Raw genomic sequence first — 23,921 nt, forward strand, 5'->3', positions numbered from 1 at the left:
TGCTCACCGGGGCCCCTCTGCCGTATCAGGACGTCAGCGGCGCAGCGGGCCCTCGCAGACGAAGTCGGTGGTGCCTGCCTGGCCGGTGGACCAGACGTCGACCTTCCCGAAGGAGCAGTTCATGTCGCCGAAGTTGTTCGCGGCGGGCTTGGACCGGTCGAGGAGGTAGTAGTCGACGGTCTCCGACACGTCCTTGAACACCTTGCTGGGATCAGCGGAGTTGCTCAGGTTGGCGGTGATCCGGCCGGTGCAGGTGAAGCGGCCGAGTTCCTTGCCGCCGTCGTCCTTGCAGGCGGCGGGGTCGATGTAGGTGGCGGTCTTGAAGGCGGCCTTGACGTCGGCGGCGGAGGCGAACTTCAGCGAACCGTTGGGCGTGTACTGGGTGTTGGGCACGAAGAGCTGGTCGACGATGGCGATCTGCTGGTCGAGGAAGGCGTCGTAGCCGCGCTGGAGGTTGACGTCGGAGCCCTGCTGCTTGCGCCAGGCGTCGTAGGCCGCGACGTCGTTGGCGCGCAGGTGCTTGTACATCTCCTGGAGCTTGCCCGGGTGGTCGCGCCACAGGTACTCGAAGAAGGTCCCGGCGTACGGGTAGAAGCGGAAGCCGTCGCCGTTGTAGGTGGCGTGCAGGAGCTGATTGACCGTCATGCGCGGGCCGCCGCGCGAGGTGTCGGCGATGATGCTCTTGACCAGCGACTTGCGTACGGCGATGCCGTCCTCGCGGGTGGCGCCGTCGAAGAACTCGCCGGTGCCCTCGTCCATGGCGGTGGTGCGGTCGTTCTGGTACCAGGGACCTTGACCGAAGGAGCCGTGCACGGCGAAGCGGCCGTTGAGGTAGTGGACGTACTCGTGGCGGAAGAGCTCTTCGAGGGTCAGCTGGGAGTCCTGGGGGACGCGGCGCTGGTAGGTGTAGAAGGTGGCGCCCTTCTCGATGTAGACGCCGCCGTTGTTGGTGGCCATGCCGGTGAGCAGCGGGTGGTAGTTCTCGTAGTCCGCGCGGGATGCGTACAGGACGGTGTTGAGGGTGGTGTTGGTGTCGCCCGCGATCGGCTCGGTGCTGCCGATCACCCGGTGGAACTGGGCCTTGACCTGCTTGGACGCGTAGTAGAGCTGGTCGACGGTGGCGCGGTCGAGGCCGGTGCGGACCTTGATGGCGCCGTTGTCGTAGGTGTAGGTGTACGGGAAGATCCTCTTCTCGATGTCCTCCTTGCACACCCCGTACGGCTTGCACGCTTCGTACGTGTTGAGCCAGCTGGCGACCTTGGCCCAGGGCGCGCTGCCGTCGCCGAAGTTCTGCTTGGTGGTGGCGAGGAGGGGGCCGAGGTCGGCGACGATGGAGTCCTTGAGCCCGTCGATCTGGCCGAACCGGCCGTACTCGCTGAGCGCGTCGCGCACCACCCACTCGTTGGGCGTGCCCTTGAGGTGGGTGTAACCGGCGAACTTCTTGAACGACTCGCGGTACGCGGCGTTCTCCTTGACGACCGTGTGGAAGGCCGTGTCCTTGTTGCCGGGGTAGACGCCGAGGTAGTTCGTCGACAGCGCGGCCAGTGCGGCGCCGCCCCAGGCCGGGTCCGCGTACTGGGTGTTGTGGTACTGGTCCATGGTGGCCAGGACCTTGCGGATCAGGCCCAGTTGGGAATGGCGCAGGCCGGGTCCTGCGGCGTAGAGCGCCTCGCGCAGGGTGTTGGCGTTGGTCTTGGTGACGTCGAAGGTGCGGGCCGCCGTGCCGAAGTCGTTGATCGCGCGGCGCACGGTCTCCACGGTCGGGGTGTCGGTGGTGTCGATCTCGTCGCGCGAGAAGTCGTGGTAGGCCACCGCGTGCAGGTACGTGAACATCTCGTACAGGTGGGTGGTGTTCTTGCCGTCGTGGTTCGGGGCGAGGCTCGATATGCGCCGGGCGACGGCCTGCACGTGGGCGTCGGACATGACCGGCGCGAGGCGGGCGTCCCAGGTCCAGATCAGGTCGCGCATACAGCCGTCGGCGGTGACGGCCGGGTCGGCGAGGAAGTCCGCGAACTGCTCGGGGCCGAGGCGCGTGATGCCGTCGAGGGTGCAGGGGACGCCCGCCGCTCTCAGGGATCTCTGGGCCGAGGATCTCTCGGCGGCCGGGAGCGCCTTGGTCTGGGCACCCGGTATCCGGCCTTCCTTGGTGATGGCCTGGGGCGCCGGAATGGCGCTCTCCGACTTCGGTGCGGTCGCGAGCCGTTCGACCTCGTCGAAGGGGTTGACGTCGGCCTGGGCCGCACGGGGCTGCGGCTGTCGGGCGGCGTCGGAGAAGGCGTTCGTCGCGGAGGGAAGGGGCGCGGCCTGGGCCGACTGGATGACCGGTACGACGAGGGCGGTCGAGAGAGTGGCGGCCAGCAGAATCCTGCGCGGCATACGCGAGTGGGACACCTGGGTCTCCGGATCTGTGTGGGGAGTTGAGGGGCCGGTGCCGACGGTTGCGTCGGGTTCCGCACCCCGAGGTGTGACCCGTAACATAGTAATGTGAAATTGCACTGACAAGACTTCAGACGACTCTCCTGCCTCCGGAGGCGAAAAAGTGACCTCGCACCCCAGCTCGAAGCCCGCGCAGACCGAGCAACTCCGCACCGTAAGCCACGATTTGCCGGTTTCGCCCGCGCTGGATGCGTACATGGGTGAGCGGTGGGCGGCCTCGCCGCTGCCCGCCCCCGACGCACGCGTACCGGGTTTCGAGCACTTCGCGGGTCGCAGGGAGCGGCTGGCCGCTCGCTTCCCCGGCGAGCAACTGGTGATTCCGGCGGGTGAGTTGAAGGTCCGGTCGAACGACTGCGACTACCGCTTCCGGCCGTACAGCGCGTACGTCTGGCTGACCGGGCTGACGACCGAGGACCAGCCGGGGCACGCACTGGTGATCCAGCCGGACGGGGAAGCCGTGCTGTACGTACGGCCGCGCTCGCCGCGCGGGGACGGGCGCGGGGAGTTCTACCGGGACCGCAGGTACGGCGAGTTCTGGGTGGGGCGGCGGCCGGACCTGGCGGAGGCGGCGCAACTGACGGGGATCAGGTGTGCGCACCTCGACGACCTGGTGGTGGGGGCCGGGGCGAGGGTGGCGGGTGTCGATCCCGAACTCACCGTCTCCCTGAGCGAGTTGAGGCTCGTGAAGGACGCGTGGGAGGTGGGACAGATCCAGCTGGCGGTGGACCACACCGTGAGCGGGTTCGAGGACGTCGTACGGTCACTGCCGACGGCCCTGGCGCATCCGCGCGGGGAGCGGTGGATCGAAGGAGTCTTCAATCTCCGGGCGCGGGCGGACGGCAACGGGCCCGGGTACGACACGATCGCGGCGTCCGGCGCGCACGCGTGCGTGCTGCACTGGATACGCAACGACGGGGCCCTCGACCGGGACAAGCTGCTGCTGCTGGACGCGGGAGTCGAGGCGGACAGCCTCTACACCTCCGACATCACGCGGACGCTCCCGCTCTCGGGGCGCTTCTCGCCGGTGCAGCGGCAGGTGTACGACCTGGTGCTGGCCGCGCAGAACGCGGGCATCGCGGCGCTGAAGCCGGGGGCGAGCTTCCGGGACTTCCACCGGGCGTGCTCGGCGGTGCTGGCGGAGGGGCTGCACGAATGGGGTGTGCTGAGGGTGTCGCCGGAGGAGTCGCTGCGGGCGGAGAGCGGGCTGCACCGGCGGTACTCGTTGTGCAGCTCGGGGCACATGATGGGGCTGGACCTGCATGACTGCGCGCAGGCGAGGGCTTCGCAGTACCTGGACGGAGTGCTGGAGGAGGGGCAGGTGCTGACCGTGGAGCCGGGGCTCTACCTTCAGCCGGACGACGAGACGCTGCCGCAGGAGCTGCGGGGCATTGGTGTCCGGATCGAGGACGATCTGGTCATCACGACTGACGGGGCGCGGCTGATGTCCTCTGCGTTGCCGCGCGAGGCGGATGCGGTTGAGGAGTGGATGGGATCGTTGCTCGGCTGAGGGCTCGGGGGTGGGGCCGGGGTCACTGCCGGGGGCTCTGCCCCGGACCCCGGCCCGCCTTCGGCGGGATGAGTCCCCTACCCCGCCCCTTCACCTAAAGCGCTCGCCGCGCGGCAGTCCCGTACACGTGCGGGTGCGTCGTGGCTGGTCGCGCAGTTCCCCACGCCCCTGGAGGCATGCTTCGCAGCCTCCCCGCACCTACGGAAAGCCTCTACCTCTCCGAGAGGGGGGCGGGGGCTTCCTGGATGACCCAGCCGTTGCCGTCGGGGTCGCGGAAGTAGGCCCAGGAATTCCAGGTGTCGCCCTTGCCTTCCTCCCAGCCCTTCTCCCCCAGGTGCAGCACGGGGCTGATGTCGACCCCCCTCCCCGCCAGCTCCTCGCGCCCCGCCTCGATGTCCACGACGCACAGCTGTAGTCCCTGGAGCGACCCGGGCTCCGCCGGAGTGGCCCATTGCGACGGCGGGGCCATGCCCTCCGTCAGTACGATCGAGCAGCGCGAGCCCGCCGGTGTCAGCTGCACGACCCGGGTCGTCTCACTGATCTGCATGTCGATGTCGACCTTGAATCCGCACTTGTCCGCGTAGAAGCCCTTCGCCCGGTCGATGTCCGCCACCGGCACCATGACGACTTCGAGGGTCCATTCCATGGGGTTCTCCTCCACTGCTCGGGACGTCGCCCGCAGCGGAAGCAGAAGCAGGGGGCGGCGTACCAGGATGGAAGACCCATCCTGGTACGCCACCCCCTGCCCCGCTACCCAACCACCACATCCAGCGCTATCGCGCGCCCAGCTTCCGCGCCGCCGGCTGCCTCGGCTCCACCGGTTCGTCCCTGCCCTGCGCCCACAGCGACCTCACGTGCCCCAGGTGCCTCTCCATGCACGCCTCCGCGGCCTCGGCGTCTCCGGTCAGCATCAGGTCCAGGAGTTCCAGGTGTTCCTCCGCCGACGGCAGCAGCTCGTTGCGCTCGTCGAGCCGGGTCAGGCCGTACAGGCGGGAACGCTTGCGCAGGTCTCCCACCGTCTCCACCAGTCGCTCGTTGCCCGCGAGGCCCAGCAGTGTCAGGTGGAAGCGGCGGTCGGCCTCCAGATAGCCGATCAGGTCGTGCTTGCGGGCCGACGCCACGATCTCCAGCGCGACCGGACGCAACGCCTCCAGTTCCTCGCGGGTGGCGGTCCTGGTGATCCGACCGACCACAGGCACCTCGATGAGGGCACGGATCTCGGTGTACTGGTCGAGGTCGCGCTCGCTCACCTCGGTGATCCGGAACCCCTTGTTCCGCACGGGCTCCACCAGGCCCTCACGCGCCAGGTCGAGCATCGCCTCGCGCACGGGCGTCGCGGAGACGCCGAAGTCGGCGGCGAGGCCGGGCGCCGAGTAGACGGAGCCCGGCCTGAGTTCGCCCGCGATCAGCGCCGCGCGCAGGGCGTTCGCGACCTGGTCGCGAAGTCGTTCCTGTGCGGTGATCAGGTGGCGCTGCTGCTTGAGTTCACCCATGACGGTCCTCCGTGTTGCTGCGGACCGCCAGCGTACAATGTCACGTTGCGCGGTCGGTGGCCCGGTGGAGCGAGTAGGTGCGTGTCGAGGTGTAGAAGTCCAGTGCACTACGGCCCTGTTCACGCGGGCCGTGGCTGGAGGACTTGGTTCCGCCGAAGGGGAGGTGGAAGTCGACACCGGACGATGGCGCATTGATACGGATCATGCCCGTGTCGAGCGCGTCGAGCCCGTGCAGGGCGGTGTCGAGGTCCCGCGTGTGCACGGAGGTGACGAGCCCGTGCGGCACGGCGTTGGCCATTCGTACCGCTTGGTCGAGGTCGGTCGCGTGCAGCAGGACGGCGACGGGGCCGAAGATCTCTTCCCTCAACAGCTGGTGCCCGGACGGCACTTGCTCGACGAGGGTGGGCGCCACGTACCATCCTTCGTCGTGTGCGGGCTTGCCTCCCGCGAGCAGGGCCACGTCGCTGGAGGCGTCCAGCACCTTGCGGCGCGCGGCCTCCGAGATCACCGGACCACACACGGTGGCGGGGTCCGAGGGGTCAGCGGCCGGGATCGCGCGGAGCGCGTCCGCGAGGGCGTCCCGGAGGGGGGCCAGTGCCGCGCCCACGGCGATGACGCGGCTGGTGGCGGTGCATTTCTGGCCCGCGTATCCGGCGATGGCGGCAGCGATGTGCGCGGCGGCCCGCTGCGGGTCGGCGTCGGGGAGGACGAGTGCGGCGTTGAGGCCGCCCATCTCGGCCTGGACGGGGATGCCGCGTGCGGTGGCGTTGCGGACGACGGCGCCCCCGGTGACGGTGGAACCGGTGAAGGAGATCACGTCGGCGGCGGAGGTGAGCGCGTTGCCTTCGGGCGCACCTCCGGGAATGAGGGTGAACACCCCTTCGGGGAGGGCCTGTTGCAGGAGCTCGGTGAGGCGGATCGCGCAGGCGGTGGCCTCGGGTGCGGGCTTGAGGACAACAGCGTTGCCCGCCGCGAGGGCCGGTGCGGCCTTCCAGACGGGGATGGCGAAGGGGAAGTTCCACGGGGTGATGAGCCCCGCGACGCCGTACGGCCTGCGGCGGGTGAGCAGGAGGCCGGGTCCAGAGGCCGTCTCGTGTACCGATCCCGTTGCGTCGTAAGGGAGTTGGGCAAAGTAGCGGAGGATGGCGACCGTGCGCGCGACCTCGCCGCGCGCTTCGGCGAGGGGCTTGCCCACCTCTCGTACGGCGAGGTCCGCCAGCTCGGCGCCCGCCTGCTCGATGGCGTACGCGGCGGCGCCAAGCGCCTGGGAACGGGCGGCGGCACCGGACGCGTACCAGGACCGGTGGGCGTCGCGGGCGCGGTCGGTGGCCTCGACAGTGCGCCAGGTACCGGTGCTGGGGACGTCGGCGACCTGGTCGGCGGGGTTCGCCGGGTTGTGGGAGACGACGCGGGTGGAGGCGATGGTGCTCGTCACAGGAGGAACCCTCCGGGGAACGGGTCGGTGGGGTCGAGGAAGTACTGTGCGGTGCCGGTGATCCAGGCGCGTCCGGTGACCGTGGGCACGACCGCGGGGAGGCCGCCGACGGTGGTCTCCTCGACGAGGCGGCCGGTGAACTCCGTACCGATGAAGGACTCGTTGACGAAGTCCTGGCCGACGGGGAGTTCGCCTCGGGCGTGCAGCTGGGCCATCCGGGCGGAGGTGCCGGTGCCGCAGGGCGAGCGGTCGAACCAGCCGGGGTGGATGGCCATCGCGTGCCGGGAGCGGGTGGCGTCGGAGCCGGGGGCCGCGAAGTAGACGTGCTTGAGGCCCGCGATGCGGTCGTCCTCGGGGTGCACCGGGCGGTGCTCCTCGTCGGCGTTGACGGCGGCCATCAGGGCGAGCCCGGCGGCGAGGATGTCGTCCTTGCGGGCACGGTCGAACGGGATGCCGTCGGGGCCCACGGAGTCGAGCGGCACGAAGGCGTAGAAGTTGCCGCCGTACGCCATGTCGTAGGTGACCGTACCGAGTTCGGGCACCTCGATCTTGCGGTCGAGGGCGACGCTGAAGGCGGGGACGTTGGTGAGGGTGACGCCGGTGGCGGCTCCGTCCTTCACCTGTACGTCGACGGAGACGAGGCCCGCCGGGGTGTCGAGCCGGACGGTGGTGACGGGCTCTCGGACCTCGACCATGCCGGTCTCGACGAGGACGGTGGCGACGCCGATGGTGCCGTGGCCGCACATCGGGAGGTACCCGGAAACCTCGATGAAGAGAACGCCGTAGTCGGCGTCGGGGCGGGTCGGCGGCTGGAGGATGGCCCCGCTCATGGAGGCGTGGCCGCGCGGCTCGTACATGAGCAGCGTGCGGACGGCGTCCCGGTGCTCGGCGAAGTACAGGCGGCGCTCGGCCATGGTGGCGCCGGGGATGGTGCCGACGCCGCCGGTGATGACGCGGGTGGGCATGCCCTCGGTGTGGGAGTCGACGGCATGGAAGACGTGGCGGGTGCGCAACTGGGCCTCCGGTGCGGGGGGTTGGGGCACTTCCTGGATCAGCGGTCGGCGGTCGGCAGCCAGCGGTGACCGACCGCTCAGCAGTGACCGTCTGCTCAGCGGTGACCGTCTGCGAGGAGCTTCTCGGTGACGGCGCGCACGACGGACGCCTGCTCCTCGGGGAGCGGGAAGCGCGGCGGGCGGGTGGGGCCGCCGCGCTCGCCCGCGAGGTCCATGGAGAGCTTGATGGACTGCACGAACTCCGTCTTGGAGTCCCAGCGCAGCAGCGGGTGCAGGGCCCGGTAGAGGGGCAGCGCGGTGTCGAGGTCACCGGCGACGGCGGCCCGGTAGAGGGCGACCGAGGAGGCGGGGAGGGCGTTGGGATATCCGGCGATCCAGCCGACGGCCCCGGCGAGGGCGAGTTCGAGCAGCACGTCGTCCGCACCGATCAACAGGTCGAGTTCCGGGGCGAGTTCCGCTATCTCGTAGGCCCGGCGGACGTCGCCGCTGAACTCCTTGACGGCGACGATGCTGCCGTCGGAGTGCAGGTCGGCGAGGAGCTGCGGGGTGAGGTCGACCTTGGTGTCGAACGGGTTGTTGTACGCGACGACGGGGACACCGGCGCGGGCGACCTCCGCGTAGTGGGCGCGCACCGAACCCGCGTCGGCGCGGAAGGCGTTGGGCGGGAGCAGAAGCACCGATCCGGCGCCCATCTCGGCCGCCTGCTCGGCCCAGCGCAGCGACTCGGCACTGCCGTACGCGGCGACGCCGGGCATGACGCGGTCGCCGCCAGCGACCTCGACGGCGGTCCGTACGACCTGGGTACGCTCGTCGTCGGTGAGGGTCTGGTACTCGCCGAGGGAGCCGTTGGGGACGACGCCGTCGCAGCCCGCTTCGAGGAGGCGGGCGACCTGGGCGGCGTAGGCGTCGTAGTCGACGGTGAGGTCGTCGTGGAAGGGGAGGGTGGTGGCGACCATGATGCCGCGCCAGGGGTGGGTGCGGGCGGTGGTGGCGGTGCCCGTGGTCGGGTTCGTGCTCGTCGCGTTCATGGAGGAACTCCCTAGAGTGATGTGTGACATTTTATTGAGAGGCATGGGCCCCGACAAGGGGGCAGGTGCACGGAGTGTGGTCAGTCTTCAGCGAGCTGACCGAGGGTGACGGGGCAGGCGAACGGGCGGCGGGGGGCGGTGTCACTCGCGTCGCCCGCCAGGCAGGCGACGGCGGGACCGCACATCCGGCCCTGGCACCAGCCCATTCCGGCACGGGTGAGGAGCTTGACGGTACGGGCGTCGCGCGCCCCGAGTCCGTCGACCGCTTCTCGCACCTGGCCCGCGGTGACCTCCTCGCAGCGGCAGACGTCGGTGTCGTCGCCCAGCCAGCCGGTCCAGCCGGGACGGGGGGCGTGGGCGACGGCCATGGAGTCGGCGAAGCGCCGCAGCCGGTCGCGGCGACGGGCGCGGTCCTCGCGCCCCTTCCCTCCCTTTCCGGCGATGTCGAGTGCGGCCAATTCGCCTTCCAGCAGTGCGAGTTCGGCTCCACCGACACCTCCGGTCTCTCCTGCGGACCAGACGCCGGGGACGGTGGTGCGCTGCCGGTCGTCGACGGCCAGGGCGTGGGTGCCGTCGGGGGTGAGGCGGGTGGCACAGCCGATTCCGGTGGCGGGTTCGAGCTGGGGGACGAGGCCGTGGCCGACGGCGAGGGCGTCGCAGGGGATGCGGGTCGCGGTGCCGGGAACGGGCCGCCAGTCGCGGTCGAGGCGCGAGACGGTGACGGCCTCGACGCGCTCCTTCCCGTGAACTTCCGTGACGGCACTGCGTGTTCTGACGGGAACGCGGTGCCGGAGGAGTGCGGCGGCGTGCACCGCGCCCTCGGCGAGTTTGCCGGGATTGGCGACGAGGGCCCCGGGGCGGCGGGCGTATCCCGCGTATCCGCTCGCTTCGACGACGGTCGGCACGTCGGCCCCGGCGGCGGCGAGGGACCCCGCGACGGCGAGCAGCAGCGGGCCGCTCCCGGCGACGACGATGCGTCGGCCGGGCAGGACGAGTCCGGCCTTGAGCATGGCCTGCGCGCCGCCCGCGCCGACGACACCGGGCAAAGTCCAGCCGGGAAAGGGAAGTTGGCGTTCGTACGCGCCGGTGGCGAGGAGCAGTGCGGCGGCGCGGACGGTACGGCGCTCCTGTGCGCCGTCGGGACCGAGGACCGCGTGCACGGACCACTCCCCCGCCTCGCCGGTGACGGCCCACACGTGGTGTTCGGCGAGGTGGTGGACGCGTCCGGCGGCGACGAGGGCGTCCAGCCTCTGCGCCCTGTCGCGGTACGCCTGCCAGGCGTGGTGCAGGGCTTCGGGCCGCCGGGCGCGGAGTCCGGGGGCGGGGTGCCGGTAGAACTGGCCGCCCGTGCGCGCGGCGGAGTCCAGCAGGGCGACGCGCAGTCCGAGCCGGCCGGCGGCGACCGCCGCGGCCAGGCCCGCGGGACCCGCGCCGACGACGGCGAGGTCGTACGGAGTGCCATCGGGGGCGGTGTCGTCAGACGGCGAGGTCGGCACGCCCGGTTCCTTCCTGGGTGGTGACGGCGTCGCCCGGCCGGGCCGGGACGAGGCAAGCGCGTTGATTGGGGCGGGAGTTGACGGTGGCGAGGCAGTCGTAGCAGGACCCGATCCCGCAGAAGGCCCCCCGGGGACGCCCGTCGCGCCGGTTGGTGCGCCAGGAGAGGATCCCGGCGGACCAGAGCGCCGCGGCGAGGGTCTGCCCGGGGAGGGCGGGGAGGGGGCGGCCGTCGAGGGTGATCTCGAAGGGCGGATCGGGGGTGGCTCGTGCGAGGTCGAGGGGAGTGCGGGGCATGGTCAGCCTCTCCGGCGTTTGAGGAACGGGGGTCCGGGGCGGAGTCCCCGGGGAGCGGTGGAAGGGCGGGGAGGGGCCCGGCGGCGCAGGAGACCCGCACCCGCCAACCCACCCCGGCCTCACCCCACCCCCGCCCCCACCCCGAACCGCTCCGGCCGGAACGCCTCCGCCAGCTCCGGCGCACCCTTGTCGAAGGCACCCCCGAGCTCCGGCGCTCCGCCACCGGGCGCTCCCCCGGTGAGCGCCCGCGCCACGAGCAACCCGGTCGCGGGCGCCAGCCCGACCCCCGCCCCCTCGTGCCCGCACGCCTGGTAGAGCCCGGGCACCCGCGCATCCGCCCCGATCGCCGGAAGGTGGTCCGGCAGATACGGCCGGAACCCGTGATACGTCCGCATCACCCGAACCTCCTTCAACACCGGAAACAGCTCGCCCGCCTGCCGTGCCAGCCTCCGCAGCACCTCCACCGACAGCGACCGGTCGAACCCCACCCGCTCCCGGCTCGCCCCGATCAGCACCGGACCGGCCGCCGTGCCCTCGACCACCGCCGAGGTCTGGAGCGCGGCAGACCCGCTCGCCACATCGGCGACGTAGTCGGCCGCGTACACCTTGCGCCGTACGACACGGGGCAGCGGCTCCGTGACCAGCACGAATCCGCGCCTCGGCAGGACCGGCAGTTCGACCCCGGCGAGGGCGGCGAGCTGGCCGCCCCAGGTTCCGGCGGCGTTGACCACGGCGGGCGCGAGAACGTCGCCGCGCACGGTACGTACGCCTCGTACCGCACCGTCCGCACCGCGCAGTACGGCCACGACCTCCTCGCCCAGCAGCAGTTCCGCGCCGGACGCCTTCAGCAGGTGCGCGGCGGCGAGGGCGGGCTGGACCTGGGCGTCCTCGGGGTAGTGGACCCCACCGGCAAGACCGGGGGCGAGGTGCGGTTCGAGTTCTTGAAGGTGATCGACGTCCTCGCAGGTCACGCCCGCTTCCGTCTGCGCGGAGGCGAAGCCGCGCAGGGCGGCGAGCCCGGGTTCCGTGGCGGCGACGACGAGGCCGCCCTTGGGCTCGTACTCGATCTGCTCGGGGAATTCCTCGGCCAGCTCGCGCCACAGTCTTGTGGACAGCAGCGCGAGGTCGAGTTCAGGTCCCGGCTCCTTGTCGGAGACGAGCAGGTTGCCCTCGCCGGCGCCGGTCGTGCCGCCCGCGACGGGACCGCGGTCGACGACGGCGACGCTCAGGCCGGACCGGGCGGCATAAAAGGCGCAGGCCGCGCCGACCACTCCGGCTCCGACGACGACAACATCAAAGGGGCGTCTCGTGAACACGGCAGTAATATGTCACACGACACTCGGGCTGCCAAGGGTTCCTTGACACCTGCTCCTCAACTTCCCCTCAGGTCGCGTTGATTCCTTCCGCCTCGTCCGGCGCGGGGAGAGCGGCGACGCCGTCCAGTTCCACGAGCGCCTGCTCGTCCCACAGGCGGACCGCCCCGATCACGGCCATCGCGGGGTAGTCGCGCCCGGCCAACCTGCGCCAGACACGCCCGAGTTCGGGGGCGTGCTCCCGGTAGTCGGCGACGTCCGTGGCGTACACGGTGACCCGGGCCAGGTCGCCCGGGGTGCCTCCGGCGTCGGCGAGGGCTGCCAGCAGATTGGTGAGCGCCTTCTCGAACTGCTCGACCAACGTCTCCCCGACCACCTTGCCCGCCCCGTCGAGCGCGGTCTGCCCGGCCAGGAACACCAGGCGGGAGCCGGTGGCGGTGACACTGACGGCGTGCGAGAAGCCGGTGGGCGGGGAGAGTTCGGCGGGGTTGTGGCGCTGGAGGCGGGGGGCGGAGGGCGTCGGCGGGGTGGGGTTCTCGGTGCTCGTCGGGCCCTTGTCGCTCGTCGGGCTCTCGGTGCCGGTGAGGTGTTCGGTGCCGATGGGGTTCTCGGTGCCGATGGGGTTCTCGGTGCTCATCGGGCGTACAGCTCCTTCGCGATGATCGTGCGCTGGACCTCGGTGGCGCCCTCGTAGATACGGGGCGCGCGCACCTCTCGGTAGAGATGTTCCAGCAGGTGGCCGCGCTGGAGCGCACGTGCGCCGTGCAGTTGGACCGCGGCGTCCACGACGAACTGGGCGGACTCGGTGGCGAAGAGCTTCGCCATGGCGGAACTCTTCGGTACGTCCGGTTCGTTCCTGTCGTACGCGGCGGCGGCCGCGTAGACGAGCAGCCGGGCGGCCTCGGTGCGGGTGGCCATCTCGGCGACCTGATGTGCGACGGACTGGAGGTTCTTGAGCGGCCCGCCGAAGGCGGTGCGCGAAGCGGTGTGCGCGAGCGTGGCGTCGAGCGCGGCCTGCGCCATGCCGACCGCGAACGCGCCCACGCTGGGGCGGAAGAGGTTCAAGGTGTCCATGGCGACCCGGAACCCCTTGTCGGGCACGCCGATGACGTCCGCCCGCGTGACGTGTACGCGGTCGAAGGCGAGCGCGCCGATGGGGTGCGGGGAGAGCATGTCGAGCGCGGTGCCGGTGAGCCCGGTGCGGTCGGCGGGCACCAGGAACGCGGTGACGCCGCGCGCGCCCGCGCCCGGTGTCGTACGGGCGAAAACGGTGTAGAAGTCGGCGTACGGGGCGTTGGAGATCCAGCACTTCTTCCCGCTCAGGAGCCAGCCGCCGCGCGTCCTCGCGGAGTCCTCGACCGGTTCGGCGCTCAGCTCCAGGGCCGCCGCGTCCGAGCCCGCGCCCGGCTCGCTCAGCGCGAATCCGGCGACCAGGCGCCCCTCCCGTACGCCCGGAAGCCAGCGTTCCCGCTGCGCCTCGGTGCCCGCGCGAGCCACCGGGGACGCACCGAGACCCTGGAGCGCGAGGGCGGTCTCCGCCTCCGTACAGCCGTGGGCGAGGGATTCGCGCATGAGGCAGAGGTCGAGAGCCCCGGAGGAGAACAGGCGCTCCAGCAGGCCCAGTTCCCCGAGGGCGGCGACCAGCGGGCGGTTGAGCCGTCCCGGTTCGCCCTTCTCCGCGAGCGGGCGCAACCGTTCCACGGCGAGCGCGCGCAGTTCCTCGCACCACTCGCGTTGCTGCGGTTCCAGGGCGAATCCGGGCATCTACGGCCCCTCTCAGCTCGCTCGCCCCGCGTTTATCGCGGACCGTTGACTGTCGTCACCATCACGATACGCTCGTGAGCGTCGGCACTACAGACGGCCGCACTCACGCACCACACCACCCGCCCCACACGTACAGCCGCCCCACATGCGCCACCGGCACCCCCTCATCACCCGCCCGACCGCCACACGCGCATCCCCCGTACAACCCGCACCACTCGCACGACCCGCATCACTCGCGTAGCCCACATCATTCGCACGACCCGTACCGCACGGCTCGCATCACCCGCACGGCTCGGCACGGCACCACTGCGCCCGCACCACCGCACGGCAGGATCACCCACCCGTCAGACCGTCAGTCGCCTTCCGGACTGCTCGCTGCAAGGGGGCCAACCCGTCATGGCCATGGAGCTGCACCCCTCGGCCCACACCGACACCTTTCCGCGCGACCATCTGCCCCCCTTCGAACAGTGGCCCGAGCTCGTCTTCGAGCTGCCGGAACTCCAGTACCCCGACCGCCTCAACTGCGGCGCCGAGCTCGTGGACCGCCCCCTCACGGAATTCCGCGCGGACCGTCCCGCCCTGCGCACACTGACCGGCGCCATCTGGTCGTACGGCGAACTGCGCGAGCACACCGACCAGATCGCCCACGTCCTGACCGGCGACCTGGGGGTCGTGCCGGGCAACCGCGTCCTGCTGCGCGGCCCGACCACGCCCTGGCTGGTGGCCTGTTGGCTCGCCGTGATGAAGGCGGGGGCGGTCGCGGTCACGGTGCTCGCGCAGCAGCGTGCGTCGGAGCTGACGACGATCTGCGACATCGCGCGGGTCAGCCACGCCCTGTGCGACGTACGGGCCGTGGACGACCTGGTGAAGGCGGAGGCGCCGGGCCTGCGGATCACGGCGTTCGGCGGGGACGCGCCGGACGATCTGGTGCGGCGGGCGGCGATCAAGCCGATGCGGTTCGAGGCGGTGGACACGGCGGCGGACGACGTCGCGCTGATCGCTTTCACGTCGGGGACGACGGGCCGCCCCAAGGGGTGCATGCACTTCCACCGCGACGTCCTCGCCATCGCGGACACGTTCGCGCGGCACGTACTGAAGCCCGAGCCGGACGACGTGTTCACGGGCAGCCCGCCGCTCGGCTTCACCTTCGGGCTCGGCGGCTTGGTGATCTTCCCGCTGCGGGTGGGGGCTTCGACCCTCCTGCTCGAACAGTCGGGCCCGCGCGACCTGTTGCCCGCACTGGCGGAGCACCAGGTCACGGTGCTGTTCACCGCGCCGACCGCGTACCGGATCATGCTGGACGAGCTGGCGGACCCGAAGGTCACGCACGACCTGAGCGCCCTGCGCCGCTGCGTCTCCGCGGGCGAGAACCTCCCGGCGGCGACCTGGCAGGGCTGGTACGCCCGCACGGGAGTGCGGATCGTCAACGGGATCGGCGCGACGGAGCTGCTGCACATCTTCATCTCGGCGGCGGACGACGACATCCGCCCGGGGACCACCGGAAAGCCGGTGCCGGGCTGGCAGGCGCGCGTGGTCGACGCACAGGGCGTCGAGGTGCCGGACGGCGAGCCGGGGCTGCTCGCGGTGCGCGGCCCGGTGGGCTGCCGCTACCTCGCCGACGAGCGCCAGCAGGTGTACGTACGGCACGGCTGGAACCTCACCGGTGACACCTACGTGCGCGACGCCGACGGGTACTTCCACTATGTGGCGCGCGCGGACGACATGATCGTCTCCGCCGGTTACAACATCGCGGGACCCGAGGTGGAGGACGCGCTGCTGCGCCACCCCGACGTGCTGGAGGCCGCGGTGGTCGGCCGGGCGGACGAGCTGCGCGGGCAGGTGGTCGCCGCCTACGTGGTGATGCGGGAGGGCGTGCCGCGGAGCGAGGAAACGATCGTGCGGCTGCGGGAGTTCGTGAAGGCGGAGCTGGTGCCGTACAAGTGTCCGCGCGAGATCGTCTTCCTCGACATTCTGCCGCGCACGCCGACCGGCAAGCTCCAGCGCTTCCGGCTGCGGAACGCGGGCGGCCCCGAGCCGCTGGGGGGAGGGACCGGGGCGGGGCTGCCGGATGCCTCCGGGACCGTACAGTGATCACGTGGCTGACCTGCACACCCCTCGCTCACTGATCATCACGCTGTACGGCGCTTACGGGCGCGGCGACGTGCCCGGTTCGGGTGCCGCCGACCCGGGCGTCGGGGGCGGTGCCAATGCCGACGCCAACGCTGGTATCGGTGCCGGTGCCGGTGATGTGCCGTTGCCCGTCGCGTCGCTGATCCGGCTGCTGGCGGCACTGGGCGTCGACGCTCCGTCCGTACGGTCGGCGGTGTCGCGTCTCAAGAGGCGCGGGCTGCTGGTGTCGGGGCGGGCCCTCGAAGGGGCCGCCGGTTACGCCCTGTCGGACGACGCCCGTCAGCTCTTGGACGACGGCGACCGTCGCATCTACGCCGGTACGGAGCCGAGGCTGGCGGACGGCTGGGTGCTGGCGGTGTTCTCCGTGCCGGAGGCCGAACGCGCCAAGCGGCACGTGTTGCGCTCGCGGCTCGCCCGGCTGGGCTTCGGGACCGCTGCCCCGGGGGTGTGGATCGCGCCGGGCGGCCTCTACGAGGAGACCCGGCACACGCTGGAGCGGCTGCAACTGGCCGAGTACGTCGAGCTGTTCCGGGGCGAGCACCTGGGGTTCGCGGCGACGGAGGAATCGGTGGCGCGCTGGTGGGACCTGCCGGAGATCGCTGGACAGCACCACGCGTTCCTGGAGCGGCACGAGCCAGTCCTGCGGGAGTGGGAGTCGGGGCCGTCGGGCACGGCCAGCGGCATGTCCGAGCTGGCCGAACGGGCCTACCGGGACTATCTGTTGGCGCTGGACTCCTGGCGTCGGCTGCCGTACGCGGATCCGGGGCTGCCGGTCGAGCTGCTGCCGAAGGACTGGCCGGGCGGCCGTTCGGCGGAGGTCTTCGCGCAGCTGCACACGAGGCTGCGGGACCTGGGCGGGGAGTTCGTACGGAACGCGGGCGCGGAGTTCGTACGACCATAGGCCGCGCCTGTGGATACTCACGCGCACGGGTTCCGGCGTTCTGCCCATGATGAGGCATGTCTTGGACTTTCACGGAAGACCTCAAGGATTTCCTGGCCGCCACGGGTGAGTCGCTGGCGTCCAGACCAGTGCGGGACACGCTGCTGCTGACGGTGTCCGCAACGCTGACCCGCGAGGGCCCGCACACCTACGGTGCCGAGCCACCGCTCTTCGGCTGGTGGCGGGGCGCTGGTGGCTCGCGGCGACGGCCGACCGGGAGCTACTGGTGGACTGGGTGCGCGCGTTCGCCGACGAAACCGGTCAGCCCGGGGACCTGGCGGAGGCGTTCGTCGACGCTCATCCGAAGAACGGCGGACTGCGGGCGTGGGAGGACACCGAGGGCATACCGGTCTCGATGGCCGCTGTCTCACCCCGTGTGGAGGGCATGGCGCGGGAAGGTCTTGCCGCCACGGCAGGGTCGTCAGCAGGTCCATCCCCACTGGGCTCCGGCCTCTGCTGCGGCGGCGTGGCTGGACCCGTTCGGGCGGGCCCGAGGACTCAGGACGGCTTCGTGGTACGCAGGCTGAGCCGGGGTTTGGGGCCGTCGGTGCGGCCGGTCGGCGGCTTGCGGCTGCCGGCCCGGTACGGCAGTGGCCAGGGTGCGCCGGGCCCGGCGTAGTCCTGTTCGGCGGCGGCGTGCAGCGTCCAGTGCGGGTCGTAGAGGTGCGGTCGGGCGAGGGCACACAGGTCGGCGCGGCCTGCGAGGAGGAGCGAGTTGACGTCGTCCCAGGAGGAGATGGCGCCGACCGCGATCACCGGAACGTCGAGGGCGTTGCGGATGCGGTCGGCGTACGGGGTCTGGTACGAGCGCCCGAACTCGGGGGCCTCGTCGGCGACGACCTGGCCGGTGGAGACGTCGATCGCGTCGGCACCGTGGGCGACGAAGGCGCGGGCGATCTCGACGGCCTCCTGCTCGGTGGTGCCGCCCTCCGCCCAGTCGGTGGCGGAGATGCGGACGGTCATGGGCTTGTCGTCGGGCCAGATGCCGCGGACCGCGTCGAAGACTTCGAGCGGGAAGCGGAGGCGGCGGGCGAGGGTTCCGCCGTAGGCGTCGGTGCGTGTGTTGGTGAGGGGGGAGAGGAAGCCGGAGAGCAGGTAGCCGTGGGCACAGTGCAGTTCGAGGAGGTCGAAGCCACTGCGGTCGGCCCGCCAGGCGGAGGCGGCGAACTGCTCGCGGATGTCGACGAGGCCGGTCCGGTCGAGTTGGGTGGGGACCTGGCTGATGCCGGGTCGATAGGGCAGCGGGGAGGCGGCCACGAGACCCCAGTTCGCATCGGCCCCTTCGCTGTCACTGTCGCTGTCGTCGAGCGGCTGGTCGATGCCGTCCCACATCAGCTTGGTGGAGCCCTTGCGACCGGAGTGTCCGAGCTGGACCCCGATGGCGGTGCCGGGGGCCTGCTGGTGCACGAAGTCGGTGATGCGCCGCCAGGACGCCGCCTGTTCGGGGGTGTAGAGCCCGGTGCAGCCGGGGGTGATGCGTCCCTCGGGGCTGACGCAGACCATCTCGGTCATGACCAGTCCGGCCCCGCCGAGTGCACGGGAGCCGAGGTGGACGAGGTGGAAGTCGCCGGGGACTCCGTTCTCGGCGGAGTACATGTCCATGGGCGAGACGACGACGCGGTTGCGCAGGGTCAGGTCGCGCAGCCGGAAGGGGGTGAACATCGGCGGGGTGTCGGGCGAGGGGCAGCCGAAGTCCGCCGCGACGGCCTCGGTGAAGGCGCTGTCGCGCAGCCGCAGGTTGTCGTGGGTGACGCGGCGGCTGCGGGTGAGGAGGTTGAAGGCGAACTGGCGCGGCGGCTGGTGGACGTAACCGGCGAGGTCCTCGAACCAGCGCAGGCTGGCGGCGGCGGCGCGCTGCGTCGACGCGACGACGGGACGCCGCTCGGTCTCGTACGCGACGAGGGCGGTCGGCAGGTCGGGCTGCTCCTCGATGCACGCGGCCAGCGCGAGCGCGTCCTCGACGGCCAGCTTCGTACCGGAGCCGATCGAGAAGTGGGCGGTGTGCGCGGCGTCGCCGAGGAGCACGGTGTTGCCGTGCGACCAGCGGTCGTTGACGACCGTTCGAAAGGCGATCCAGGAGGAGTTGTTGCCCTTGAGGGGGCGGCCGCCGAGGGCGTCGGCGAAGACCTTCGCGCAGCGCTCGGTGGACTCGGCCTCGTCGCAGGCGTCGAGCCCCGCGGCCTTCCAGACCTCCTCGCGCATCTCGACGATGACCGTCGACGCGTCCTTCGCGTACGGATATCCGTGAAGCTGCATCACGCCGTGTTCGGTCTCGGCGATCTCGAAGCGGAAGGCGTCGAAGGCGAAGTCGGCGGCGAGCCAGATGTACCGGCACCGGTGGGAGGTGATGTGCGGGCCGAACACGTCGGCGTGCGCCTGCCGGGTCAGGCTGTGCACCCCGTCTGCGGCGATCACCAGGTCGTACGCGATGGAGAGTTCGGCGGCGGGCGGGGCTTCGGTCCTGATCCGGATCTCGACGCCCAGGGAACGGCAGCGGGCGTGCAGGATCTCCAGGAGCCTGCGCCTGCCGAGGGCGGCGAAGCCGTGTCCGCCGGAGGTGAGGCGGCGGCCTCGGTGGACGACGTCGATGTCGTCCCAGCGGACGAACTCGGCGGTGAGCGCCCGGTAGACCTCGGGGTCGGCGTGTTCGATGCCGCCGAGGGTCTCGTCGGAGAGGACCACGCCGAAGCCGAAGGTGTCGTCGGGGGAGCCGCGCTCCCAGACCGTGACCTCGCGGGCCGGGTCGAGACGCTTGAGCAGCACGGCCGCGTACAGCCCGCCGGGACCGCCGCCGACGACGGCGATGCGCAGGGGTCCGACTGCGGGGGTCGACGGCCCGGGTGTGGTGGCTGTCGGTCCGGACGCGGCGGCCTGCGGCCCGGATGCGGTGACCTGCGGCCCGGATGCCTTCTTCATGGTCAGCGCCCCTGCCACTTCGGGGGCCGCTTCTCCATGAAGGCGGCGTGGAATTCGGCGTAGTCCTCGCCGTTCATCAGGAGTGCCTGGGTGGCGGCGTCCATTTCGACGGCGGCGGCGAGCGGCATGTCGAGTTCCGCGGTGAGCAGCGCCTTGGTCTGGGCGTGCGCGAGGGCGGGCCCGTCGGCGAGCCTCCTGGCCAGCGCGGCGGCGCGGGTGTCGGCCTCTCCCTCCTCGGTCAGCTCGCTGAGCAGGCCGATCCGCTCGGCCTCGGGCGCGCGCACCGGTTCGCCCAGCATGAGCAGCCGGGTGGCGTGGCCGAGCCCGACGACGCGCGGCAGCAGGTAGGCGGCGCCCATGTCGCCGCCGGACAGCCCGACCTTGGTGAAGAGGAACGCGAATTTGGCCGTCGGGTCGGCGATCCGGAAGTCCGCCGCGAGTGCGAGAACGGCTCCCGCTCCGGCCGCCACCCCGTGCACGGCGGCGATCACCGGGAACGGGCATTCGCGCAGTGCCCGCACGACCTGCCCCGTCATCCGGTTGAAGTCGAGGAGCTGCGCGGTGTCCATGGACAGGGTCGCGCCGATGATCTCGTCCACGTCGCCGCCGGAGCAGAAGCCCCGGCCCTCGCCCGCCAGCACCAGGACGCGCACGGAGCGCTCCCGGGCGAGCTCGGCGAGGAGGTCGCGCAGGTCCGCGTACGCGCCGAAGGTCAGTGCGTTGAGCTTGTCCGGGCGGGCGAGGGTGACGGTCGCGACCCCCTCGTCGAGGGTCAGCCGCAGGTGGCGCCACTTCTCGGTGCGCTGGGCGGAACTGAGGAACGGGCTCATGGGCGCAGCCTCCCGGTGACGGTGCCAGTCCTTCCGCTGCCAGTCAGTCCTTCCCTGCCAGCCCTTCGAAGCTATCACCGGTCCGTGACTCCCGTCACGAGTACGCGATAAGTGCGCTTGCGCGCGCCCAAGGTCCTCTCCTGCTGTGGCGCAGGTCCCACGTCTTCCTGGCATGCGGCCCTACGGGAACAGGCTTCCCCTTCGTACGGTTGAAACCAGGAACTCTGCTCCCTGAACGGACCTCGCCTTGCCCCCTGCCTCCAGCCCCGCTTCCGGCCCCGTCCCCACCTCCTGGCGCATCGAGCTGCCGCACTCATCGGCCGCGGTGCCGATGGCCCGTGCCCTGATCCGTACGGCGCTGGCGGATCTGGAGGCTCCGGCCGCGGACAGCGACACGGCCGAGCTGCTGACCGCCGAGCTGGTGGCGAACGCCGTCGAGCACACCAGCGGCTCCGGCCCCATCGAGCTGGTGGTGGAGCTGCTGCCGACGGGCTGCCAGGTCGAGGTGCACGACGGCGACCCCGGGCCGCCGGGCAATCTGGAGTCCTCCGAGGCCGACCAGTGCCCCGACCCCTGGCAGGAGCACGGCCGCGGGCTGCTCCTGATCCGCACCCTCAGCTCGGACTGCGGGCACCGGCGTACGGATTCGGGCAAGGCGGTGTGGTTCCGCCTGCCCGCTCCGCAATGACGGGGCCGGCTAGACGGCCGTGTCCGCCGGAAGCTTGCCCTCCGCCGCGCCGAGCCGCGAGTGCCGTCGCCCGTACAGCGTGTACACCAGCGCCCCGACGACGAGGAACGCGCCGAACTGGAGCCACGTCCTCCAGCCCGTTCCGTAGATCAGGTACAGGCAGAACAGCACGCCCAGCACCGGCAGTACCGGGAAGAGCGGCACCCGGAAGGACCGCTGGAGGTCCGGGTTGCTGCGGCGCAGGGCGATCACCGCGATGTTGACGACGGCCATGATGGCGAGGGTGCCGATGGTCGTGAGGTTCATGACGACGTCGAGCGGCACGACGGCCGCCGGGATCGCGAACAGGCAGGCGACGATCCAGGTGTTGGCCACCGGCGTCGAGGTCTTCGGCGAGATGCGTTCGAAGACGCGCGGGATGAGGCCGTCGCGGGACATCGACATCAGGATGCGGGTCTGGCCGTACATCACGGCGAGGACGACGGAGGCGATGGCGACCACTGCGCCGAAGGCGATGATGCCGCCGCCGAGCGTCGAGTCGGTGACCTTGTTGACGATCAGGGAGAGCGCGGCGGGCTTGGAGGCGACGTCGGCGGCGGACATGGCACCGATGGCGGCGACCGCGACCAGGCAGTAGAGCAGCGTGACCACGCCGATGCAGATCATGATCGCGAGCGGGATGTTCTTGCGCGGGTTCTTGACCTCCTCACCGGCCGTGGTGATCGCGTCGAAGCCGATGTACGAGAAGAACGCGACCGAGGCTCCGGACGTGACGCCCATCAGGCCGTGCGCGGCGAACGGCGAGAGGTTCTCGGAGTCGAACGCCGTGAAGGCGATGGCGCAGAACAGGATCAGCACGGCGATCTTGACGACGGCCATCACGGCGGTGGCACGGGCGCTCTCCCGGATGCCCCGCACGAGCAGCAGCGCGGCGAGCAGTATGACGACGACCGCCGGGATGTTGACGACGCCGCCGTCGCCGGGCGGGCTGGAGAGCGCGGCGGGGAGCTGCCAGCCGACGAGACTGTTGAGCAGTTCGTTCAGGTACTGGCCCCAGCCGACGGCGACGGCCGAGACCGAGATGCCGTACTCCAGGAGCAGGCACCACCCCACCAGGAAGGCGATGCGCTCCCCAAGGGTGGCGTACGCGAAGGAGTACGAGCTGCCGGAGACCGGGATCGCCCCGCCCAGCTCGGCGAACGAGAACGCGGTGAAGATACAGGTGATCGCCGCCAGGATGAACGAGACCACGACGGCGGGCCCTGCTTCGGCGACGCTGTCGGAGAGCCCGACGAAGATGCCGGTGCCGACGATGGCGCCGACACCGAAGCACACGAGCTGGAAGAGCCCCATGGTGCGCTTCAGGCCATGCCCCTCCAGGTCAGCGCCTGATTCGGCGACGAGGACGTCGGGTGACTTGATGCGTTGCATGGGGGGTGGTTCTCACTCTCTGGTGCTGCTTGGTCGAAGCAGCGGGGGCATGAAGGAAGGGGTCCGAGCGTGTGCGCCCGAACCCCCTCAAGCACGGCCATCGTAACCACCGCACTGCATATTCACCCAATTGGGCGCATTGCTATTCAGTGGCGACATCTGCCATCGTCGCGACCAGCACCGCCTTGATGGTGTGCAGCCGGTTCTCGGCCTCGTCGAAGACGACGGAGTGCGCCGATTCGAAGACCTCGTCGGTGACTTCGAGGGAGGTCAGGCCGTACTGCTCGTGGATCTCGCGGCCGACCTTGGTGCCGAGGTCATGGAACGCGGGCAGACAGTGGAGGAACTTCACGTCCGGGTTGCCGGTGGCACGCAGCACGTCCATGGTCACGGCGTACGGCGCGAGCGCCTTGATGCGCTCGGCCCAGACCTCCTTGGGCTCACCCATGGACACCCAGACGTCGGTGACGACGAAGTCCGCGCCGTGCACGCCCTCCCCGATCTCCTCGGTGAGGGTGATGCGCGCGCCGCTCTCCTGGGCGAGCTCGCGGGCCCGCGCGACGATCACCTCGGCGGGCCAGTAGGCGCGCGGGGCGACGATCCGCACGTCCATGCCCAGGAGTGCGCCGGTGACGAGGTAGGAGTTGCCCATGTTGAAGCGGGCGTCGCCGAGGTAGGCGAAGGCGACGCGCTCCAGCGGCTTGGCGCTGTGCTCGGTCATGGTGAGCACGTCGGCGAGCATCTGGGTGGGGTGCCAGTCGTCGGTGAGCCCGTTGAAGACCGGTACCTCGGCGTGCTCGGCGAGCTGCTCGACCGTCGCCTGCGCGTCGCCCCGGTATTCGATGCCGTCGAACATCCGGCCCAGCACGCGGGCGGTGTCCTTCACCGACTCCTTGTGCCCCATCTGCGAACCCGCGGGGTCGAGGTACGTGGTCGATGCGCCCTGGTCGGCGGCGGCGACCTCGAAGGCGCAGCGCGTGCGGGTGGACGTCTTCTCGAAGATCAGCGCGATGTTGCGACCGCGCAGCCACTGCACTTCGGTGCCGTTCTTCTTCGCCGCCTTGAGCTCGGCGGCGAGGTCGATCAGCCCGCGGAACTCCGCGGCGCTGAAATCGGCCTCCTTGAGGAAGTGACGGCCCTTCAGGGAGTGGCGGCCTTCGAGAAATGACGTCATGGGGACGCTCCAGGGGACGGCTGTCTGACTGC

Annotated in this window: 18 protein-coding genes and 1 pseudogene; 4 read left to right on the forward strand and 15 right to left on the reverse strand. The window is 71.1% G+C overall.

The annotated features are described in order from the left end of the window. Positions 1–33 precede the first annotated feature (33 nt). A complete protein-coding gene (locus OG897_RS19270) occupies positions 34–2,376 on the reverse strand; it encodes a collagenase (protein WP_266660319.1) in 2,343 nt (780 codons plus the stop codon). 163 nt (positions 2,377–2,539) lie between these two features. On the opposite strand from OG897_RS19270, the gene OG897_RS19275 reads away from it, so the two are divergent. After that, positions 2,540–3,943: an aminopeptidase P family protein gene (locus OG897_RS19275; protein WP_266658434.1), complete on the forward strand. Its 1,404-nt coding sequence runs from the start codon at positions 2,540–2,542 to the stop codon at positions 3,941–3,943. Between the two features lie 211 nt (positions 3,944–4,154). On the opposite strand, the gene OG897_RS19280 is transcribed toward OG897_RS19275, so the two are convergent. From OG897_RS19280 to OG897_RS19325, 10 genes and pseudogenes are all read right to left on the reverse strand, one after another. Beyond that, positions 4,155–4,589 carry a VOC family protein gene (locus OG897_RS19280; protein WP_266658435.1) on the reverse strand — a complete coding sequence of 145 codons (435 nt, stop codon included), beginning with the start codon at positions 4,587–4,589 and terminating at the stop codon, positions 4,155–4,157. Between the two features lie 127 nt (positions 4,590–4,716). Continuing rightward, complete coding sequence (locus OG897_RS19285; RefSeq protein WP_266658436.1) at positions 4,717–5,436, reverse strand: GntR family transcriptional regulator; 720 nt, start codon at positions 5,434–5,436, stop codon at positions 4,717–4,719. Positions 5,437–5,476: 40 nt separating this feature from the next. After that, entirely contained in the window at positions 5,477–6,871 is a 1,395-nt protein-coding gene (locus OG897_RS19290; RefSeq protein WP_266658437.1) for an aldehyde dehydrogenase, read from the reverse strand. Beyond that, a complete protein-coding gene (locus tag OG897_RS19295; protein WP_266660321.1) occupies positions 6,868–7,884 on the reverse strand; it encodes a proline racemase family protein in 1,017 nt (338 codons plus the stop codon). Before OG897_RS19295 ends, OG897_RS19290 begins: the two co-directional genes overlap by 4 nt. 95 nt (positions 7,885–7,979) lie before the next feature. After that, positions 7,980–8,912 carry a dihydrodipicolinate synthase family protein gene (locus OG897_RS19300; RefSeq protein ID WP_266658438.1) on the reverse strand — a complete coding sequence of 311 codons (933 nt, stop codon included), beginning with the start codon at positions 8,910–8,912 and terminating at the stop codon, positions 7,980–7,982. A gap of 80 nt (positions 8,913–8,992) precedes the next feature. After that, on the reverse strand, positions 8,993–10,408 hold the full coding sequence (locus OG897_RS19305) for an NAD(P)/FAD-dependent oxidoreductase (protein WP_266658439.1): 1,416 nt from the start codon (positions 10,406–10,408) through the stop codon (positions 8,993–8,995). Continuing rightward, on the reverse strand, positions 10,389–10,703 hold the full coding sequence (locus tag OG897_RS19310) for a (2Fe-2S)-binding protein (RefSeq protein ID WP_266658440.1): 315 nt from the start codon (positions 10,701–10,703) through the stop codon (positions 10,389–10,391). The genes OG897_RS19305 and OG897_RS19310 overlap by 20 nt, the downstream gene beginning before the upstream one ends. A gap of 119 nt (positions 10,704–10,822) precedes the next feature. Then, entirely contained in the window at positions 10,823–12,019 is a 1,197-nt protein-coding gene (locus OG897_RS19315) for an FAD-binding oxidoreductase (RefSeq protein ID WP_266658441.1), read from the reverse strand. 67 nt (positions 12,020–12,086) lie between these two features. Then, positions 12,087–12,518 (reverse strand): annotated as a pseudogene (locus tag OG897_RS19320) (RidA family protein); the annotation flags it as partial. 131 nt (positions 12,519–12,649) lie between these two features. Beyond that, positions 12,650–13,780 (reverse strand): acyl-CoA dehydrogenase family protein, encoded by a 1,131-nt coding sequence (locus OG897_RS19325; protein WP_266658442.1) that lies wholly within the window; start codon positions 13,778–13,780, stop codon positions 12,650–12,652. Between the two features lie 402 nt (positions 13,781–14,182). Between OG897_RS19325 and OG897_RS19330 the strand changes: the two genes are divergently transcribed. Both OG897_RS19330 and OG897_RS19335 read left to right on the forward strand, forming a co-directional pair. Continuing rightward, positions 14,183–15,871: an AMP-binding protein gene (locus OG897_RS19330; RefSeq protein ID WP_266660323.1), complete on the forward strand. Its 1,689-nt coding sequence runs from the start codon at positions 14,183–14,185 to the stop codon at positions 15,869–15,871. A gap of 4 nt (positions 15,872–15,875) precedes the next feature. Beyond that, a complete protein-coding gene (locus tag OG897_RS19335; RefSeq protein ID WP_266658443.1) occupies positions 15,876–16,811 on the forward strand; it encodes a PaaX family transcriptional regulator C-terminal domain-containing protein in 936 nt (311 codons plus the stop codon). 537 nt (positions 16,812–17,348) lie between these two features. On the opposite strand, the gene OG897_RS19340 is transcribed toward OG897_RS19335, so the two are convergent. Together OG897_RS19340 and OG897_RS19345 are read right to left on the reverse strand one after the other, a co-directional pair. Then, complete coding sequence (locus tag OG897_RS19340) at positions 17,349–19,766, reverse strand: bifunctional salicylyl-CoA 5-hydroxylase/oxidoreductase (RefSeq protein WP_266658444.1); 2,418 nt, start codon at positions 19,764–19,766, stop codon at positions 17,349–17,351. 2 nt (positions 19,767–19,768) lie between these two features. Then, positions 19,769–20,596, reverse strand: coding sequence for an enoyl-CoA hydratase family protein (locus OG897_RS19345; RefSeq protein WP_266658445.1), 828 nt, complete (start codon positions 20,594–20,596; stop codon positions 19,769–19,771). 247 nt (positions 20,597–20,843) lie between these two features. Here OG897_RS19345 and OG897_RS19350 point away from each other — a divergent pair, with 247 nt between their 5' ends. Then, positions 20,844–21,284 (forward strand): ATP-binding protein, encoded by a 441-nt coding sequence (locus OG897_RS19350; protein ID WP_266658446.1) that lies wholly within the window; start codon positions 20,844–20,846, stop codon positions 21,282–21,284. Positions 21,285–21,293: 9 nt separating this feature from the next. Here OG897_RS19350 and OG897_RS19355 read toward each other — a convergent pair whose 3' ends face one another. Continuing rightward, entirely contained in the window at positions 21,294–22,715 is a 1,422-nt protein-coding gene (locus OG897_RS19355) for an amino acid permease (RefSeq protein ID WP_266658447.1), read from the reverse strand. Positions 22,716–22,857: 142 nt separating this feature from the next. Beyond that, positions 22,858–23,889: an ornithine carbamoyltransferase gene (argF, locus tag OG897_RS19360; RefSeq protein WP_266658448.1), complete on the reverse strand. Its 1,032-nt coding sequence runs from the start codon at positions 23,887–23,889 to the stop codon at positions 22,858–22,860. Positions 23,890–23,921 lie beyond the last annotated feature (32 nt).

This window comes from Streptomyces sp. NBC_00237 (genome assembly GCF_026342435.1).
Classification (GTDB): domain Bacteria; phylum Actinomycetota; class Actinomycetes; order Streptomycetales; family Streptomycetaceae; genus Streptomyces.